Source organism: Mesorhizobium sp. HAY1-8B (genome assembly GCF_056868045.1).
Genome location: NZ_CP200321.1, coordinates 355,406 through 371,343 on the forward strand (window position 1 = coordinate 355,406; position 15,938 = coordinate 371,343).

General features: G+C 64.5%; 20 protein-coding genes. 15 read left to right on the plus strand and 5 right to left on the minus strand.

Annotation, left to right across the window (positions count from 1 at the left end; all coding sequences use genetic code 11):
* The first annotated feature begins 16 nt into the window (after positions 1–16).
* From AC1VON_RS01780 to AC1VON_RS01810, 7 genes are all read left to right on the plus strand, one after another.
* On the plus strand, positions 17–478 hold the full coding sequence (locus AC1VON_RS01780) for a RidA family protein (protein ID WP_010911960.1): 462 nt from the start codon (positions 17–19) through the stop codon (positions 476–478).
* Positions 479–503: 25 nt separating this feature from the next.
* Complete coding sequence (locus tag AC1VON_RS01785) at positions 504–1,709, plus strand: aminotransferase class V-fold PLP-dependent enzyme (protein ID WP_172348186.1); 1,206 nt, start codon at positions 504–506, stop codon at positions 1,707–1,709.
* A gap of 141 nt (positions 1,710–1,850) precedes the next feature.
* Positions 1,851–2,054: a hypothetical protein gene (locus tag AC1VON_RS01790; protein ID WP_172348185.1), complete on the plus strand. Its 204-nt coding sequence runs from the start codon at positions 1,851–1,853 to the stop codon at positions 2,052–2,054.
* Between the two features lie 46 nt (positions 2,055–2,100).
* Positions 2,101–2,640 carry a sigma-70 family RNA polymerase sigma factor gene (locus tag AC1VON_RS01795; protein ID WP_172348184.1) on the plus strand — a complete coding sequence of 180 codons (540 nt, stop codon included), beginning with the start codon at positions 2,101–2,103 and terminating at the stop codon, positions 2,638–2,640.
* Positions 2,637–3,545 (plus strand): anti-sigma factor family protein, encoded by a 909-nt coding sequence (locus AC1VON_RS01800; RefSeq protein WP_172348183.1) that lies wholly within the window; start codon positions 2,637–2,639, stop codon positions 3,543–3,545. Before AC1VON_RS01795 ends, AC1VON_RS01800 begins: the two co-directional genes overlap by 4 nt.
* A 99-nt stretch (positions 3,546–3,644) precedes the next feature.
* A complete protein-coding gene (gene purE, locus AC1VON_RS01805) occupies positions 3,645–4,142 on the plus strand; it encodes a 5-(carboxyamino)imidazole ribonucleotide mutase (protein WP_027141852.1) in 498 nt (165 codons plus the stop codon).
* Positions 4,139–5,227 carry a 5-(carboxyamino)imidazole ribonucleotide synthase gene (locus AC1VON_RS01810; protein WP_172348182.1) on the plus strand — a complete coding sequence of 363 codons (1,089 nt, stop codon included), beginning with the start codon at positions 4,139–4,141 and terminating at the stop codon, positions 5,225–5,227. The genes purE and AC1VON_RS01810 overlap by 4 nt, the downstream gene beginning before the upstream one ends.
* Positions 5,228–5,319: 92 nt before the next feature.
* Here the strand turns inward: AC1VON_RS01810 and AC1VON_RS01815 are convergent, their stop codons facing one another.
* The gene (locus AC1VON_RS01815) at positions 5,320–5,853 is read right to left on the minus strand and encodes a lysozyme inhibitor LprI family protein (protein WP_483120204.1); all 534 of its coding nucleotides are present in this window, start codon (positions 5,851–5,853) and stop codon (positions 5,320–5,322) included.
* Positions 5,854–5,973: 120 nt separating this feature from the next.
* Here AC1VON_RS01815 and ykgO point away from each other — a divergent pair, with 120 nt between their 5' ends.
* From ykgO to AC1VON_RS01830, 3 genes are all read left to right on the plus strand, one after another.
* The gene (gene ykgO, locus AC1VON_RS01820) at positions 5,974–6,099 is read left to right on the plus strand and encodes a type B 50S ribosomal protein L36 (protein WP_006327841.1); all 126 of its coding nucleotides are present in this window, start codon (positions 5,974–5,976) and stop codon (positions 6,097–6,099) included.
* 108 nt (positions 6,100–6,207) lie between these two features.
* On the plus strand, positions 6,208–6,816 hold the full coding sequence (locus tag AC1VON_RS01825) for a tetratricopeptide repeat protein (protein WP_172348180.1): 609 nt from the start codon (positions 6,208–6,210) through the stop codon (positions 6,814–6,816).
* A 111-nt stretch (positions 6,817–6,927) separates the two neighbouring features.
* Positions 6,928–7,995: an alpha/beta fold hydrolase gene (locus AC1VON_RS01830; protein WP_483120207.1), complete on the plus strand. Its 1,068-nt coding sequence runs from the start codon at positions 6,928–6,930 to the stop codon at positions 7,993–7,995.
* A gap of 45 nt (positions 7,996–8,040) precedes the next feature.
* On the opposite strand, the gene AC1VON_RS01835 is transcribed toward AC1VON_RS01830, so the two are convergent.
* The 3 genes from AC1VON_RS01835 to AC1VON_RS01845 all read right to left on the minus strand — a co-directional run bounded on the left by AC1VON_RS01835 (position 8,041) and on the right by AC1VON_RS01845 (position 10,856).
* On the minus strand, positions 8,041–8,775 hold the full coding sequence (locus tag AC1VON_RS01835) for a L,D-transpeptidase (RefSeq protein WP_483120209.1): 735 nt from the start codon (positions 8,773–8,775) through the stop codon (positions 8,041–8,043).
* 201 nt (positions 8,776–8,976) lie between these two features.
* Positions 8,977–10,413 carry a pyruvate kinase gene (gene pyk / locus AC1VON_RS01840; RefSeq protein ID WP_172348177.1) on the minus strand — a complete coding sequence of 479 codons (1,437 nt, stop codon included), beginning with the start codon at positions 10,411–10,413 and terminating at the stop codon, positions 8,977–8,979.
* Entirely contained in the window at positions 10,410–10,856 is a 447-nt protein-coding gene (locus tag AC1VON_RS01845) for a DUF1036 domain-containing protein (RefSeq protein WP_483126256.1), read from the minus strand. The genes pyk and AC1VON_RS01845 overlap by 4 nt, the downstream gene beginning before the upstream one ends.
* Before the next feature lie 288 nt (positions 10,857–11,144).
* On the opposite strand from AC1VON_RS01845, the gene AC1VON_RS01850 reads away from it, so the two are divergent.
* The 3 genes from AC1VON_RS01850 (at position 11,145) to AC1VON_RS01860 (ending at position 13,694) form a co-directional block, all read left to right on the plus strand.
* The gene (locus AC1VON_RS01850; RefSeq protein WP_172348175.1) at positions 11,145–11,942 is read left to right on the plus strand and encodes an N-formylglutamate amidohydrolase; all 798 of its coding nucleotides are present in this window, start codon (positions 11,145–11,147) and stop codon (positions 11,940–11,942) included.
* An 11-nt stretch (positions 11,943–11,953) separates the two neighbouring features.
* On the plus strand, positions 11,954–12,262 hold the full coding sequence (locus AC1VON_RS01855; RefSeq protein ID WP_202325602.1) for a DUF1244 domain-containing protein: 309 nt from the start codon (positions 11,954–11,956) through the stop codon (positions 12,260–12,262).
* Positions 12,263–12,512: 250 nt separating this feature from the next.
* Positions 12,513–13,694, plus strand: a complete 1,182-nt coding sequence (locus AC1VON_RS01860) for an MFS transporter (protein ID WP_483120212.1) — start codon at positions 12,513–12,515, stop codon at positions 13,692–13,694.
* Here AC1VON_RS01860 and AC1VON_RS01865 read toward each other — a convergent pair.
* Positions 13,652–14,566, minus strand: coding sequence for a LysR family transcriptional regulator (locus AC1VON_RS01865; RefSeq protein WP_483120214.1), 915 nt, complete (start codon positions 14,564–14,566; stop codon positions 13,652–13,654). The genes AC1VON_RS01860 and AC1VON_RS01865 overlap by 43 nt on opposite strands.
* A 114-nt stretch (positions 14,567–14,680) precedes the next feature.
* On the opposite strand from AC1VON_RS01865, the gene AC1VON_RS01870 reads away from it, so the two are divergent.
* Both AC1VON_RS01870 and AC1VON_RS01875 read left to right on the plus strand, forming a co-directional pair.
* The gene (locus AC1VON_RS01870; RefSeq protein ID WP_483120216.1) at positions 14,681–14,890 is read left to right on the plus strand and encodes a DUF680 domain-containing protein; all 210 of its coding nucleotides are present in this window, start codon (positions 14,681–14,683) and stop codon (positions 14,888–14,890) included.
* A gap of 72 nt (positions 14,891–14,962) precedes the next feature.
* On the plus strand, positions 14,963–15,922 hold the full coding sequence (locus AC1VON_RS01875) for an SDR family oxidoreductase (RefSeq protein ID WP_483120218.1): 960 nt from the start codon (positions 14,963–14,965) through the stop codon (positions 15,920–15,922).
* Positions 15,923–15,938: the final 16 nt, after the last annotated feature.

Consider the following 15,938-nt stretch of genomic DNA (forward strand, 5'->3'; position numbering starts at 1 on the left):
AAGGGAGCCTTCTTCCATGACGCCTTACATCCGGCTCGCCGAACTGGGCCTGACGCTGCCCGAGCCGCCAACCCCGATCGCCAACTTCGTCACCCATGCCGAGAGCGGGCGGCTGATCTTCCTGTCCGGCCAGGGCCCGCTGCGCGCCGACGGCACGCTCTGCACCGGCAAGGTCGGCGAGGATGTGACCGTCGAGCAGGCCTATGAGCATGCGCGCCTGACCGGGCTCAATCTGCTCGCCGTCATGCATGCCGCCGCCGGCGATCTCGGCCGCATCGTGCGCGTCGTCAAGCTGCTCGGCTTCGTCAACGCGACGCCGACCTTCAGCGACCACCCAAAGGTGGTGAATGGCTGTTCCGACCTGTTCGCCGATGTCTTCGACAAGATCGGCGGCCATGCCCGCTCGGCCATCGGCGTCGGCTCGCTGCCTGGAAACATCACTGTCGAAATCGAAGCGGTCGTCGAGATCGCCGCCTGATCTGCCACCCACGGGATCCGCTCACATGAAAACCTATTCCGACACCGGCTCCAACACCACCATCCGCGAACGGCTGGGCTTGAGGCCAATCATCAATGTCTCGGGCACCATGACCGCGCTTGGCGCATCGATCATCGTCCCGGAAGCGATCAGCGCCATGGCCGAAATGGCCTCGCAATGGGTGGAGATGGACGATCTGCAGCGTGCCGCTAGCACCGTCGTCGCGCGCCTCACCGGCGGCGAGGCCGGCTTCATCACCGCCTGCTGCGCCAGCGGCATCACCATGGCGATCGCCGGTGCGATGACCGGAACCAACCTGCTCGCCATCGAGCGTCTGCCCGATGATACCGGCGACCTCAAGTCGGAGGTCGTCATCCAGCTTGGCCACATCGTCAACTACGGCGCACCGATCGACCAGTCGGTCCGCGTCGCCGGCGCCAGGGTGGTACCCGCCGGCACGGTCAGCGTGACGCAGGACTATCATGTGCGTGAAGCGATCAATGAGCGCACGGCTGCGGGCCTCTACGTCGTCGCCCACCACACCGTGCAGTACGGCATGCTGTCGCTGGAGGAGTTCTGCGAGATCTGCCACGCCAAGGGCGTGCCGGTGATCGTCGATGCCGCGTCCGAATACGATCTGCGCGGTTTTCTGGCGCGCGGCGCCGACGTCGTCATCTACAGCGGCCACAAATTCCTGAGCGGGCCGACCAGCGGCATCGTCACCGGCCGCAAGGATCTGGTGCGATCAGCCTATCTGCAGAACCGCGGCGTGGCGCGGGCCATGAAGGTCGGCAAGGAAAGCATCGCCGGCACCATGGCGGCACTGGAAGCCTGGGAGAAGCGCGACCACGCCGGCATCCGCCGGCGCGAGGAGGCCGCGCTCAACCTGTGGAAGGACGCGCTGCAGGGGATCCCAGGCATCTTTGCCAAGATCATTCCCGACCCGACAGCCAATCCGCTCGACCGGCTGCAGATCTTCGTATCGCCGGAGAGCCGCTTTACCGCCGCCGGGCTCACCTCGGCGCTTGCCTCGGGCTCGCCGCCGATCATCGTGCGCAACCACGAGATCGAGCGCGGCCATTTCTTCCTCGACCCCTGCAATCTGCATCCCGGCGAGGCCGAGATCGTCGCGGAACGGCTGCGCGCCATACTAACCGCGAAGGACCGTCCCGCCGATGCGATGAAAGCCGCCCACAAGGATTCGTCCGGCGTCTTGCGCTGGCCGGATTGAGTACCAGGCCGACCGGCAATCCCGAAATGCCCCGGGCCGATCACACGACTGTGATCAGCCGGATTTGCACGCGGCGGGAATAAACCGGCGGCGCGACAAGTCTCCTCGGTATACGCCACTGCTGGCGTTGAGGAGATCGGCATGCCGCATCATTGCCAGGACAGCGGATATGGTTGCGGCGTCAGCCGTCACCATGTGCTGGCGAGCAAGATCGTCACCAGTCCCTCCTTCAGGACGCTTGACACTGGTGACACAGATGAATTCACTTTCACCACAGCAGGCGGCGTTGCCTGCTTCCGCGGGTTTCGCCCGCGCAGGCAGGGCAAGATCGCCGTCGCTCTCTGAAAGCGCACGGCCTGTTCCTCCCGGGGTATCGGATCATGGTGCTGCTTTGAGCGAGAGGGCGCAGGCACAACGCTTCAACGAGGTGGTGCTGCCGCATCTCGGCGACGCGCTGGCGCTTGCCCGCTGGCTGACCGGCAATGCCGCCGACGCCGAGGATGTCGTGCAGGACGCCTGCATCAAGGCACATGCCGGCATGTCAGGCTATGCCGGCGGCAACGCCCGCGCCTGGCTGCTGACCATCGTGCGCAACACCTCCTACACCTGGATGTCGCGCAACCGGCCGCGCGCCATGATGGCCGTCGGCGATCTCGGCGATCTCGACGACATGGCCGCGGCACACGGCAGCAGCCTGCCGGACGAGGACGGCCCGGAGGCGAGCCTGATCGCCAGGGCCGATACGGCGGCACTCGAGGCCGCGATCGCCGCCTTGCCACAGCCATTTCGCGAAACGCTGGTGCTGCGCGATATCAACGGCCTCAGCTACCGCGAAATATCGGCCATGCTTGCCGTGCCGATCGGCACGGTCATGTCCAGGCTGGCGCGCGCCCGCGGTCTGCTGGCGTCTGAACTGGGGAGAGCGTCATGACGCACGACGACGGACTGCCCAATGATCCCGAAGGCATCAGGCTGATGATCCACGCTCTGGTAGATGGCGAACTCGATGCGGCCGCGGCACTGGCCGTGGAACGGCGCATCGCTGCCGACCCCACGCTTGCCGCCGAGCATGCCCGCATTGTCGCCTTGCAAGGCGCCGTCAGCCGCTTGCCGCGCCCCGATGTCAGCGACGCCTTTCGCGCCCGCATTGCGGCGATCGGCATGGCCGGCACCGAACAACAGGCGCCGGCCGAGGTGGCGCAGCCGCAGCGGGGCGCGCCGTCGGCATTGCCGGGATTGATTGCAGGCGCCGGCGGCGGCCAGAGACGGGAAGCCGGGACACGTCCTTCCCTGGCGCGCCCATCGCCAAGAGCGCGCCGCTTCGGCTCGTTCGATTGGCGCGCCATGGCGGCGTCGATCATGATCAGCGCGGTGCTCGCCAGCGGGGCGACGCAATGGGTGATGCAGAGTGGCGTCGATGACGGCTTTGCCGCCGCGGTCGCCAGCGGCCATCGCCGCAGCCTGCTTGCGGCGAGCCCGATCGACATCGTCTCGTCCGACCGCCATACGGTCAAGCCTTGGCTCGACGCCCGGATCGGCGTCTCGCCGCCGGCGCCGGACCTTGCCCAGGACGGTTACGCGCTGATCGGCGGTCGGGTCGAGGTGATATCGGGCAGGCCGGTGCCGGCCCTGGTCTACCGCCACCGCGAACACCTGATCACGCTGGTCGCCGAACCGAAGCAGGGCGGCAAGGCCACTCAGCCCGACGACCTTTCTTCGGGCGGCTTCTCGATGGTGCAATGGAGCGACGGCGCCTTCTCCTATTGGGCGATCTCCGACATGGAACGGCCCGAGCTTGACGACTTCGTCGCCCGCTTCCGCAAGGCGGCGGTTTGACCCGGATTGTGGCCGTCGGCATCTGGCCGATGGCCTGAAATCCTTGCGGCCCCGCGCGAATTCCGCTAAGGCGCGCCTTTGTCGCCGGGGAGCAATAGCTTGAACGACCAACGCGCCGACGTCGCCATCATCATGGGCAGCCAGTCCGACTGGGCGACGATGCGCCAGGCTGCCGAAACGCTGGAGGCGCTGGGCGTTCCGCACAAACGGCTGATCATATCAGCGCATCGCACGCCCGACCGGCTCTATGAATTCGCCAAGGGCGCCAAGGCCGCCGGCTACAAGGTGATCATCGCCGGCGCCGGGGGTGCGGCGCACCTGCCCGGCATGACGGCGGCGATGACACCGTTGCCGGTATTCGGCGTGCCGGTGGAATCGAAGGCGCTGTCGGGACAGGATTCGCTGCTCTCAATCGTGCAGATGCCGGCCGGCATTCCGGTGGGGACGCTGGCCATCGGCAAGGCCGGTGCGGCCAATGCAGCCCTCCTGGCCGCCGCCGTGCTGGCCCTGAACGACGACAAGCTCGCCCAGCGGCTCGACGCCTGGCGAGCCTCGCAGACCGCCAAGGTCGCCGCTGAACCGACGGATACGCCGTGAGCCTGCCCGCCGGATCGACCATCGGAATCATCGGCGGCGGCCAGCTTGGCCGCATGCTGGCGATGGCCGCCGCCCGCCTCGGCTACCGCACCATCGTGCTGGAGCCGCAGCCGGATTGCCCCGCTGCCCAGGTCGCCAACCGGCAGATAACAGCTGCCTATGACGATCCAGCCGCCCTTGCCGAACTGGCGGCCGCGAGTGCCGTCATTACCTACGAGTTCGAGAACGTGCCGGTCGCCGCGGCAGAAGCGCTTGCCGCCAACGTCGCGGTCTATCCGCCGGCGCGCGCGCTTGACGTGGCGCAGGATCGGGTGAACGAAAAGACATTCCTCAACGGCATCGGCATCGCCACCGCCGATTTTCGTCCGGTCGACACCGACGGCGAGCTGACGGCGGCGCTGAAGACATTCGGCGGCAGCGGCATCCTGAAGACGCGGCGCATGGGCTACGACGGCAAGGGCCAGCGGGTCTTCCGCAACATGGAAACGGGCGGCTTCGCCGGCACCTGCGAGGCGATGGGCAATGTACCGCTGATCCTGGAAAGCTTCGTGCCGTTCGATCGCGAAATCTCCGTGATCGCGGCACGGGGGCTGGACGGAGCGGTCGTCGCTTATGACCCGGCCGAGAATGTGCATCGCAACGGCATTCTCCACACTTCGACCTTGCCGGCCGCCATCACGCCCGAGACGGCGGCAGCGGCGCGTGCGGCTGCATCGAGGATATTGTCCGCGCTCGACTATGTCGGCGTCATCGGCGTCGAGTTCTTCGTGCTGGCCGACGGTTCGCTACTGGCCAACGAGATCGCCCCGCGCGTCCACAATTCCGGCCACTGGACCGAAGCCGCCTGCGTCGTTTCACAGTTCGAGCAGCACATCCGTGCCGTTGCCGGCCTGCCGCTCGGCAGCCCGGATCGCCATTCCGATTGCGTGATGGAAAACCTGATCGGCGACGACGTGCTGCGCGTGCCGGCCCTGCTGGCCGAGCCCGATCTGATGCTGCATCTCTACGGCAAGGCCGAGGCGCGGCCCGGCCGCAAGATGGGCCACTTCACCCGCATCACTGGAGCAATTCCAGGAAAAGTGTGACACGGTTTTCCGTCCGGAATTGCGTGCAAACAATAAGATAGATCGGATCGGCGTTTCCGTGAAACGGTGAACCGCTTTATCGCGGACGCAGTTTACTGCACCTCGTCGCCTTCAACCTCGTCGGAACTGGCGCAGTTCGCATCGCCTTCCTCGCAATTGGCCGAGGCGGCGAGTTGTTTGATGCGGTCGTTGGTCAACCGGGTCAGGCATTGCGAAACCTCCATCGCGTGGATGGAACCGCCCGTGCTGGCGGCGGTGATATGCGCGCATTCGGCGTCGCGGAAAGCGATCCAGGCGCGCTGCGCCGCCTGCAGCAATCTCTTGCCATCGGCATCATCCGAGCCGATCAGGTTCTGATAGGCCGCGTTGAGCTTGGCGTCGGCGGCCTGGTAATCCGCTCCGGCACAGATGTTCATCATCTGCTGGCTGTCGTCGGAGCGGTCGCATTCCTGTGCGCGAGCAACCGACGCTCCCACCAACAAGACAAGGCAGGCGGACAAGAACGTTGGGCGCATGATGGTCCCCAAATCACTTGAGATACAGCGTATCTTCCCAGTCCGCCCGGAGCGGTGCAATGCCGCCGGGACGACATTGCGGATATTTGATGATATCAGGATGCGGCGCACGCTTGCGGTTGACACGGACAAGGGTCCTCGTTTATGAGCCACCCACCGTTCAAAAGGCGCGTCTTCTGGCGCGCCTTAAAATTTCGACCCGGCACCGGGTCCACACCGACAGGCAAGACCATGAAGATCAAGAATTCGCTCAAGGCGCTGAAGGCGCGTCACCGCGACAACCAGTTGGTTCGCCGCAAGGGCCGCGTTTACATCATCAACAAGACCGCCCCGCGCTACAAGGCGCGCCAGGGTTGAGTTTTCGGCCGGAGGCTTTTGCCTCCGCCCCTTGATGCTTGTCGGCCCGCCGACCTTCTCACGCTAAAATCACTTTGATGTTCCGCCGCCCGGGACTAGGATCGGGCGATGCGGATTCTTTTTGCATTTTTGACAGCTCTGCTTGTTTGCGGTGCCATAAGCTTGCCGGCCAGAGCCGCGGACGACCAGCCGGCAGTGCCCGCCACCCCGGAGGCTCCGGCGCCGCCGATGACCAAACAGGCTCGGCTGGACAAGCTGTTCTCCGACCTCAAGCGCGAACGCAACGAAAAAGCCGCCGAACGCATCGCCGGCAATATCTGGAACGAATGGTCCCAGTCCGGCAGCGCCTCGATCGACCTGATGATGCTGTGGTCGCAAAAAGCGATGGACAACCAGAAGTTCGACGTCGCGCTCGATTTCCTCGACCAGGTGGTGACCTTGCAGCCGAGCTATGCCGAGGGCTGGAACCGGCGCGCCACGGTGCATTTCATGATGAAGAACTACGGCAAGTCGATGTCGGACATCGACCGCACGCTGCAGCTTGAGCCGCGGCATTTCGGCGCGCTGTCGGGTCTGGCGCAGATCATGGCTTTGACCGACCACAAGCAGTCGGCGCTCGAAGCCTGGCAGAAGGTGCTGGCCATCTACCCGATGATGCGCAGCGCCCAGGACCAGGTCGCCACCCTTTCGGAAGAGCTTGCCGGCGAAGGCATTTGATACTCTGAAGGGAGTAAGGGAATACGGCAGCAAGGCAGTAGGGGATCCTGCGGAACCCACAGCCCTACTGCCCTACCAGAACTAATCCCGTCCCACCTCGTATCTCCCCGCATGAACCTGATCTACGCCGCGGTCACCTTTATCCTCGCACTCGTCCTTGCCCTGATCGGCGTTACCCGCGTCGGCTCATGGCTGATCGAGCGCCGCGACCAGCCGGTTGGCGAATTTGCCGACATCAAAGGCGCACGCATCCATTATGTCCATATCCCCGCCTCCACCAAGGCGGACCTGCCGCCAATCGTCTTCATCCACGGCGCCAGCGCCAATCTGAGGGATCAGATGCTGCCGCTGAGGCCGGAGCTCGAAGGCCGCGCCGAGATGCTGTTCTTCGACCGGCCGGGTCATGGCTGGTCCGGGCGCGGCGCCGGCAACAATGAAAACCCTTCGGCGCAGGCGGCCACCATCGCCGCCCTGATGGACCGTCTCGGCATCAGGAAGGCGATCATCGTCGGCCACTCCTTCGGCGGCGTGGTCACAGCCGCTTTCGGCCGCGAGCATGCCGACAAGACGCTCGGTCTCGTCTTCCTGGCGCCGGCAACCCATCCCTGGCCGGGCGGCGCGACGTCCTGGTACTACGACCTGACCACCATTCCGGTGATCGGCTGGTTGTTTTCCAAGACGCTGACCTACCCGGCCGGAACACTGCAAATGGCGGACGCCACGACCTGCGTGTTCGCGCCCAACAAGGTGCCGGACAATTATCTCGGCATGGCCGCGATCCCGCTGGTGTTGCGGCCATCGGTCTTTCGCGCCAATGCCACCGACGTTGCCGGCCTCTACAGCTACGCGCTTGGTGCCGCACCGCACTACAACGAGATCACGGCACCGACCGTGGTCATTTCGGGCGACCGCGACAAGGTCGTCTACGCCCACATCCATTCCGTCGGCTTGGTACGCGACATAGCTGGCGCCGAGCTCGTCTGGGTGCACAATCTCGGCCACAAGCCGGACTGGATCACCCCCGACCTCGTCGTCGGCGCTATCGAGAAGGTCGCCGGCAAGGATATCGATCTGGCGGCGATGGCCAGAACGGCGGAAGCGCGGATTGCCGGCGACGCCTATGGCGCCGGCAAATGCGCCGACCTCAAGGAGCCTCAGGCCGAGCTCGCTCCGACCTGATCTCCTTTGGCCGACAGGGAAGAGGCGGCTACGCTGAGCCCTACGCTAGATGACCAGCAGCGGTGTCTTGCCAGGAACCCGCTCGTAAAGATCCATGACATCCTGGTTGAACATGCGCACGCAGCCCGATGACGCTGACTTGCCGATGGACTTCCAGTCCGGCGATCCATGAATCCGATAGAGCGTGTCGACGCCGTCCTTGAAGATGTACAGCGCGCGTGACCCCAGTGGGTTGCTGACACCGGGCTGCATGCCCTGGCGCCATTTTTCCAGCTTCGGATCCCTGCGGATCATTGCCGAAGGCGGCGTCCAGGTCGGCCATTTGCGTTTCCACTGGACGATCGCGCGGCCCTTCCAGGAATAACCCTGGCGCCCCAAGCCGACGCCATAGCGCATCGCCTTGCCGTCCTCGAGCACCCAGTAAAGGTGCTTGTCTGCCGTGTTGACCACGATCGTGCCGGGCTTTTCTCCAGTCGGATCGTCGACGATCTGCCGCAGGAACCGGCCGTCGACCTTGCTGACGGGAATCGCCGGCAGCGAATGGCCGCCATCTTCGGCCGCGCTATACATGCTGGCGTAATCGGGCGACGCCGGGGCGGCGGCTTCAGGCGCCGCATCTTCGATCGGCGCCTTTTCTGGTGCCGGCTCGAGCGGCGGCGGATTGAGAGGAGCTACCATGCCGATCGACTGTCTGGGCATTTGGGCACAGGCCGAGATGGCCGATATGCCAACAAGCGACAGCCCGGTCAGAAGCGACCGGCGCGAAACAAGAGATGACATTCACTATACTCTCAAAATGATGGGAAGGCCGACGGCGAGGGGCGACCGTTGATGCCGCCTCACCCGTGCCTTGTGGAGGCGATCGCGGCGACCCTGTGTCGAGACAAAGGCCGGGATCATTGTCCGTGCCTTCGTTGCAATATGGCCACAGCGACCTCGGCACAAAATCGCGCCGGATGGTTGCGTCGGGAAATCAGCAGATTACCGGCTGCTTTGCACGTCCGAGCCGACATAGGCGATGCGCAGCATGTTGGTCGAGCCGGGCGTCCTCAGCGGCACACCGGCCGTGATGATGACGCGGTCGCCGGGCTTGCCGAACTCTTCTTCCAGCGCAATGCGGCAGGCGCGGTTGACCATGTCGTCGAGATCGGTGGCATCGGGCGAGACCACGCAATGCGTGCCCCACAAAAGCGATAGCCGCCGCGCGGTGTTGACGATCGGCGACAGCGCGATGATCGGCACCTGGGGACGCTCACGGGCGGCACGCAGGCCGGTGGTGCCGGACGCGGTGTAGGTGATGATGGCCGACAGTTTCAGCGTTTCGGCGATTTCACGGGCGGCCAGCGAAATGGCGTCGGCGCCGGTCGCTTCCGGCTCGGAGCGCTGCGCGTTGATGATGCCGGCATAGGTCGGATCGGTTTCGACCTTGGTGGCGATGCGGTTCATCATCGCCACCGCTTCGACCGGATAGGCACCCGCCGCCGATTCCGCCGACAGCATGATGGCATCGGCGCCCTCGAACACGGCGATCGAAACATCCGACACTTCGGCGCGGGTCGGCACCGGTGCGGTGATCATCGATTCCAGCATCTGCGTGGCGACCACCACCGGCTTTCCGGCGCGGCGCGCGGCGCGCGTGATCTGCTTCTGGATGCCGGGCACGGCTTCGAGCGGCATTTCGACGCCGAGATCGCCGCGGGCGACCATCAGCGCGTCGGACAATTCGATGATCTCGGCCAGCCGGGAAACGGCCTGCGGCTTTTCGATCTTGGCCATGATCAGCGCCCGGCCGCGCGCGATCTTGCGCGCTTCGGCCAGATCTTCGGGGCGCTGCACGAAGGACAGCGCGATCCAGTCGACGCCCGTTGCGAGCACCGCGTCGAGGTCCTTGCGGTCCTTCTCGGTCAGCGCGCCGACCGGCAGGTCGGTGTCGGGCAGGCTGACGCCCTTCTTGTCGGAAATCGTGGTGCCTGCGACGACGGTGCAGACGATCGACTTGCCGTCGCTTTTAACCGCCTTCAGTTCGAGCTTGCCGTCGTCGATCAAAAGACGGTGACCGGCCTCGACCGAACTCAGGATTTCCGGATGCGGCAGGTAGACCCTGGTCGACGTGCCCGGCTCGGGATTGTCGTCGAGTGTGAAGGTCTGGCCCGGTGTCAGCACTTCCTTGCCATTGGCGAACTTGCCGACGCGCAGCTTGGGGCCTTGCAGGTCGGCGAGGATACCGATCGGCCGGCCAACCTGCTCCTCGACGGCCCGGATGCGTCCGACCAGCGTGCGCATCAGCTCGTGATCTGTATGGCTCATATTGATGCGGAACACATCGGCGCCCGCTTCGAACAGCTTCTTCAGCATCTCCTCGGAGGAGGAGGCCGGACCGATTGTGGCTAGGATCTTGACCTTGCGGCTGCGTCTCATTGACTGTTGGTTCCCGGGGCGGCTGGGGCGCCTCCCGTTGCGGGCTCATCGGTCAGCTGGACCATCCAGCTTGCCTGTTCGCCCGTGTCATATTCCTGAAATCCGGCGCGCTGGAAGCCCCGGGCGACGCAGTCGTTTACGCCGGCGATCTTGAACTCTTTTTCAGCCACGCACATGTTGATCGGGCCGTCCCAGCGTCCACCGCGCTCGGCGTCTTCTGCATAAAGATAGTAAAACCTTGATGACAGCGGCCCTTCGATCAACGTCTTGCAGCTCGATCCTTCAATGTGCCACCAGCCCTCGGTGATCCAGCCGGCCTTGGCGCGATAGCCGATGCCGACGCCGACCAGGTTCTGCGTGGCGTTGCAGACGCGGAAATCGGCGCGCGCCGGCGAGGCCATGACCACCGCCGACACCCCAACGGTCAGGATCAGGAGCGGCATGGCAAAGGCAGAGCGCATGCGCTGCCTGCCGGCGGAACCCATCCCAATACCCCTCAAGAACCACATCAGCATCTCTCTGCGCCCCTTTTCGGAAAAGTCCGCGCGCATGTCAACGCGCCGTTTGGACCAATTCCAATCGATTTAGGAAGGCTCCCGGCGCACTATCCGTCGCCCCTTGCCAGATTTCATCGGAAACCTTGGCCAAACAACGGCATTGCGCACGCGTCGTCTTCGTGGAATGACGATAGCATCCTCCCCGGAAGCCAGCGAACAGACCATCTCCCGCCAATGACCCGATCCACAGTTTTCGCGCCTTTCGATATCGTCGAGGGCGACCGCAAGCGAGGCATCGTGCTTTTGGCCGATCATGCCCGCCGCGACCTGCCCGAGGACTATGGCAGCCTTGGCCTGCCGGCGGCGGAATTCGACCGCCACATCGCCTACGACATCGGCGTCGAAGCGGTGACCCGCGAACTTGCGGCCTTGCTCGGCGTGCCTGCGCTGATCGCCAACTTTTCACGGCTCTTGATCGACCCCAATCGTGGCGAGGACGATCCGACGCTCATCCGCCAGCTCTATGACGGCACTGTCGTGCCGGGAAACTATCCGCTCGCACCCGAGGAGCGCGAAAGGCGGCTCGACCGCTTCTACCGGCCCTATCACGACGCTGTCGGCGCCTTGATTGCCTCGGTCGCGCAGGCTTCCGGCCAGGCGCCCTTCATCTTCTCGGTGCATTCCTTCACCCCGGTCATGCAGGGCAGGCAGAGGCCGTGGCATGTCGGCATCCTCTGGGATCGGGACGACCGGGTGGCGCGGCCGCTGATCGACATGCTTGCCGAAGACAAGAGCCTCGTCGTCGGTGACAATGAGCCCTATGACGGCGCGCTGCGTGGCGACACCATGTTCAAGCATGCCATTATCAATGGCTATGCCCACGCGTTGATCGAGATCCGCCAGGACCTGATTTCAGACCAGAAGGGCGCGATCGCGTGGGCCGGGCGCCTGGCGCCGATCGTTGACGCCATCGACCGCCGTCCCGATATACATGTCGTGAAAATGTTCGGCTCGCGCACCGGGCCGCTATGACGGAGGTTTCGATGACCAAACTCAGCGACGAGCAGAAGCGCGACTTCGAGGCCGCTGCCTTTCGCCGGCTGGTCGAGCATCTCAGAGAACGCAACGACGTGCAGAATATCGACCTGATGAACCTCGCCGGCTTCTGCCGCAACTGCCTCTCGAACTGGTATCGCGAGGCCGCCAACGCCGAGGGTGTCGATCTCTCCAAGGACCAGTCGCGCGAGATCGTCTACGGCATGCCTTACGCCGAGTGGCAGGCGCTCAACCAGACAGAAGCGTCGGACGCCAAGAAAGCCGAATTCGAGGCCAGGCGGCCTAAGGATCATTAGGTTCTTCCGGCGTCGCGGATGGGCCAGACTTCCGCGCCTTCGTCATCTAGGGTCTGCGCAGCGTCGCTACGCTCGTGGATGACGAAGGCAGAGGCGTTTTCGCTGATCTCCAACGTCAGACAAGTCTAACACGAACAATCCTGTCCCATTTCGGCCTTTGGTCCAAGCATTCCCCTGCGACCGACGCTTGACTGCGAATTGAATCGATCTAATTTGCCGCGCAAAGCCATTTTTTGACCGGATTCGCCCTATGAACGCGTTGAACGCCATGCAGACTGCCATTCGCGGGCGATGGGCCGTGGCCGCCATTTTCCTTGCCAATGGCTTCCTGACCGGCAGTTGGGCGCCGCAGATTCCGGTATTCCTGACCCGGCTGGACATTTCGAAATTCACGCTCGGCCTGCTGATCCTTCTGTTCGGCGCCGGCGCGGTCACAGCCATGACCTTGTGCGGCCACCTGATTTCGAAACATGGCTCGCGCACCGTGCTGCGCTGGTTCGGCCTTTGCGGCAGTCTCGGTTTGCTCCTGGTGGCGCTGGCGCCCAACGTGCCGCTGGCGGCCATCGCCATGTTCATTTTCGGCGGCTCGATCGGCGGCATGGATGTCGCCATGAACGCCAATGCGGTGGTGGTGGAGCGAAAAATGTCCCGCGCCATCATGTCGTCCTCGCACGGCTTCTGGAGCCTCGGCGGTTTCGCCGGCGGCGGCCTCGGCGGCTTTGCCATCCAGCACTATGGCCACCTCGCCCATGCCGCAGTCGTGACCGTGCTTGCCTTCGCGGCGATCGCCATGGCGGTCGGCTATCTCGTTGCCGAGGACAGACCACGGGCGGCCGAGCATCATAAATTCACCCTGCCGGCAAACCCGCTGGTCTACCTGATCGGCCTGATGGCCCTGCTGACTATGATATCCGAGGGCGCGGTGCTCGACTGGGCGGCGCTGTATCTCAGACAGGAACTCGGCGCCGACCTTGCCGTCGCCGGTCTTGCCTATGCCGCCTTTTCCGGCGTCATGGCGATCATGCGCTTCTTCGGCGATGGCGTGCGCAACCGCTTCGGCGCGGTGACGACGCTGCGCGGCTCGGCTGTCGTCGCCGCCGCCGGCATGCTGATCGCCGGCCTGTCGCCCTCGCCCTGGCTCGCCATCGCGGCCTTCGCGCTGTGCGGCTTCGGCATCGCCAATATGGTGCCGATCATCTTTTCGGCCGGCGGCAACCAGGAAGGCATGTCATCGGGCACCGGCATGAGCGTCGTCACCACCATGGGCTATTCGGGCATTCTGGTGGCGCCGTCGGCGATCGGCTTCGTCGCCGAGCATTCCAGCTTCGGGCCGATCTTCATCGCCATGTCGGTCCTGCTGATCGTTGTCTTGCTGATGGCGGGCCTCGCTCACCGCGCCGAATTCGCTCCCGAAACGGCACCCGCCGCATAGCGTTTGAGTTCCTCGTGGAGAAAGTCCGCCACGCGGCGGATGCGCACGCTGCCGCGCACATCGCGATGCATGGCCAGCCACACCGGCAAGTCAGGCAACGGCAGGCCGGGAAGCACCTTCTCCACCAGCGGATCGCGCTCGGCCAGTGGCTCCTGGCCAAGGCCAATGCCGTTTCCCGCCCGCACCGCCTCCCACAGCACGATCTGGTTGTCGGCCCTGAAGCGGAAGCTGCCACGGGTGACCGGGATACCATGCTGGACGAAGTTCCTGATGATCTCATCGCTCCGGTCGAAGCCGATCAGGGCGTGATTGACGAGGTCGGCCGGCCCCGCTGGACGGCCGCGCCGATCGAGATAGGAAATGGCCGCGCAGGCGCAAAGCGGGATATCGCAGACCTTGCGCGCCACCAGTTCGTTCTGCGCCGGCTTGACCATGCGGATGGCGATATCGGCGTCCCGGCGCAGCAGGTTCTCGACCTGGTTCGAGGCAACGATCTCGACCTCGATGCCGGGCTCCTCCATGCCGAGCCGCGCCATCATGTCGGGCAGCACATAGGCCGCCACCACCTCGCTGGCGGCAATGCGCACCGTGCCTTCGATGGCCTCGACCGAACCCAGCGCCAGCCGTGAAAAGGCACTCGCCTGCTCGCTGACCGCCTTGCCGCGCTCGAATAGCGTGGCGCCGGCTTCCGTCAGCGCGTAGCCGCTCCGGCCACGCCGGAACAGCGTGACACCGAGCGCCTGCTCCAACTCCCCGATGTGACGTCCCAGCGTCGGCTGACTGGCCGACAGTTTTCGGGCGGCGGCCGACAGGCTCCCGGTTTCCGCGACCGTGACGAAGCTCTTGATCAGGTTCCAATCGATATTGTCCATTCAATAATGAATATCAAAACTGCATCCATGGTCAATTTCAATTCAGTCCTGAGGCAATCATATTCGCCCTGCAAACACCGATACGGACTGCAAACACCAACCAGGAGAATTCAAATGACCAAGATCGCACTCACCGCCGCCGCCCTCCTCATCGCCGCCAGCACTGCTTTTGCCGGCAGCGACAAGTTCGGCTCGAACGATGCCAACCAGCCCGCCGCCACCAGCACCGACAGCACGATCACCACGTCGATCGAGAAGTCCGGGACCGCCGATCAGCAACCGGTCATCCAGGGCGCCAACCACAACCTCTTCGGCAACCGCTGAAGGGCGGTTCTCGAACGATCCTGAAAGCGGCGGGCTCGTCCCGTCGCTTCAGGGCAAACAAGGAGACGAACAATGACCAAGATCGCAATTCTCGGCGCCAATGGCCGGCTCGGCCGCGTGGTTGCCAAAGCCTTCATCGACGCCGGCTTCGACGTCCGCACCGTCACCCGCACCGGCAAGGTACCGGCCGAGCTTGAAGGCGCCACGGCGGTTGCCGGCGATGCGCTGGACCGTCAATCGCTGATCCGCGCCACCGAAGGCGTCGATATCATCTTCAACGGCCTCAACCCGATCTATACCGACTGGGGCAAATGCCTGCCGATGGCCGAAAACGTCATGGCCGCCTGCCATGCCAACAACGCGCTGCATCTGTTTCCCGGCACCGTCTACAATTACGGCTCGCCGATGCCGGCGATGATCACGGAAGACACGCCGTTCCACCCGACGACCGAGAAGGGCCGCATCCGCTGCGCCATGGAGGATCTGTTCCACCGCGAGGCCGATGCAGGCCGTGTGCGCACCATTGTGCTACGCGCCGGCGATTTCTTCGGCGGCACTGGCAGCGGCTCCTGGTTCGACCTGGTCGTCGCCGCCAAGATCAACAAGGGCGTCTACACCGCGCCCGGTCCGGCCGACCTCGTGCATGAATGGGCCTACCTGCCAGACTTCGCTGTCGGCTTCGTCGCGCTGGCGAGGAATCTCGACAAGCTCGGCTCCTACGAGGCGCTGAACTTTCCCGGCCATGCCGTCACCGATATTGAGATCAAGGCCGCTGCCGAGAAGGCGCTCGGCCGGTCGCTCAAGATGACCTCGATGCCTTGGTGGGTACTGCGCGCCGGCGGCCCGTTCGTGGCGATGTGGCGCGAGATCGTCTCGATGTCCTATCTGCGCTTCGAGCAGCACCAACTGGCCTCGACGCGGCTGGAAGGTATCATCGGAAAAATCCCGCATACGCCACTCGATCAGGCGGTCGCCCAAGCCCTCGAGGACATCGGTATCGCCACTCTGGTGGGCACGCCGAAAGCGGCCTGAGGCAGTCGGCGGGCCA

Coding starts and splice junctions, on each gene's coding strand:
- AC1VON_RS01780 (WP_010911960.1), top strand. CDS start 17: ATGACGCCTTACATCCGGCTCGCCGAACTGGGCCTGACGCTGCCCGAG.
- AC1VON_RS01785 (WP_172348186.1), top strand. CDS start 504: ATGAAAACCTATTCCGACACCGGCTCCAACACCACCATCCGCGAACGG.
- AC1VON_RS01790 (WP_172348185.1), top strand. CDS start 1,851: ATGCCGCATCATTGCCAGGACAGCGGATATGGTTGCGGCGTCAGCCGT.
- AC1VON_RS01800 (WP_172348183.1), top strand. CDS start 2,637: ATGACGCACGACGACGGACTGCCCAATGATCCCGAAGGCATCAGGCTG.
- ykgO (WP_006327841.1), top strand. CDS start 5,974: ATGAAGATCAAGAATTCGCTCAAGGCGCTGAAGGCGCGTCACCGCGAC.
- AC1VON_RS01825 (WP_172348180.1), top strand. CDS start 6,208: ATGCGGATTCTTTTTGCATTTTTGACAGCTCTGCTTGTTTGCGGTGCC.
- AC1VON_RS01830 (WP_483120207.1), top strand. CDS start 6,928: ATGAACCTGATCTACGCCGCGGTCACCTTTATCCTCGCACTCGTCCTT.
- AC1VON_RS01835 (WP_483120209.1), bottom strand. CDS start 8,775: ATGTCATCTCTTGTTTCGCGCCGGTCGCTTCTGACCGGGCTGTCGCTT.
- pyk (WP_172348177.1), bottom strand. CDS start 10,413: ATGAGACGCAGCCGCAAGGTCAAGATCCTAGCCACAATCGGTCCGGCC.
- AC1VON_RS01845 (WP_483126256.1), bottom strand. CDS start 10,856: ATGCCGCTCCTGATCCTGACCGTTGGGGTGTCGGCGGTGGTCATGGCC.
- AC1VON_RS01850 (WP_172348175.1), top strand. CDS start 11,145: ATGACCCGATCCACAGTTTTCGCGCCTTTCGATATCGTCGAGGGCGAC.
- AC1VON_RS01855 (WP_202325602.1), top strand. CDS start 11,954: ATGACCAAACTCAGCGACGAGCAGAAGCGCGACTTCGAGGCCGCTGCC.
- AC1VON_RS01860 (WP_483120212.1), top strand. CDS start 12,513: ATGAACGCGTTGAACGCCATGCAGACTGCCATTCGCGGGCGATGGGCC.
- AC1VON_RS01865 (WP_483120214.1), bottom strand. CDS start 14,566: ATGGACAATATCGATTGGAACCTGATCAAGAGCTTCGTCACGGTCGCG.
- AC1VON_RS01870 (WP_483120216.1), top strand. CDS start 14,681: ATGACCAAGATCGCACTCACCGCCGCCGCCCTCCTCATCGCCGCCAGC.
- AC1VON_RS01875 (WP_483120218.1), top strand. CDS start 14,963: ATGACCAAGATCGCAATTCTCGGCGCCAATGGCCGGCTCGGCCGCGTG.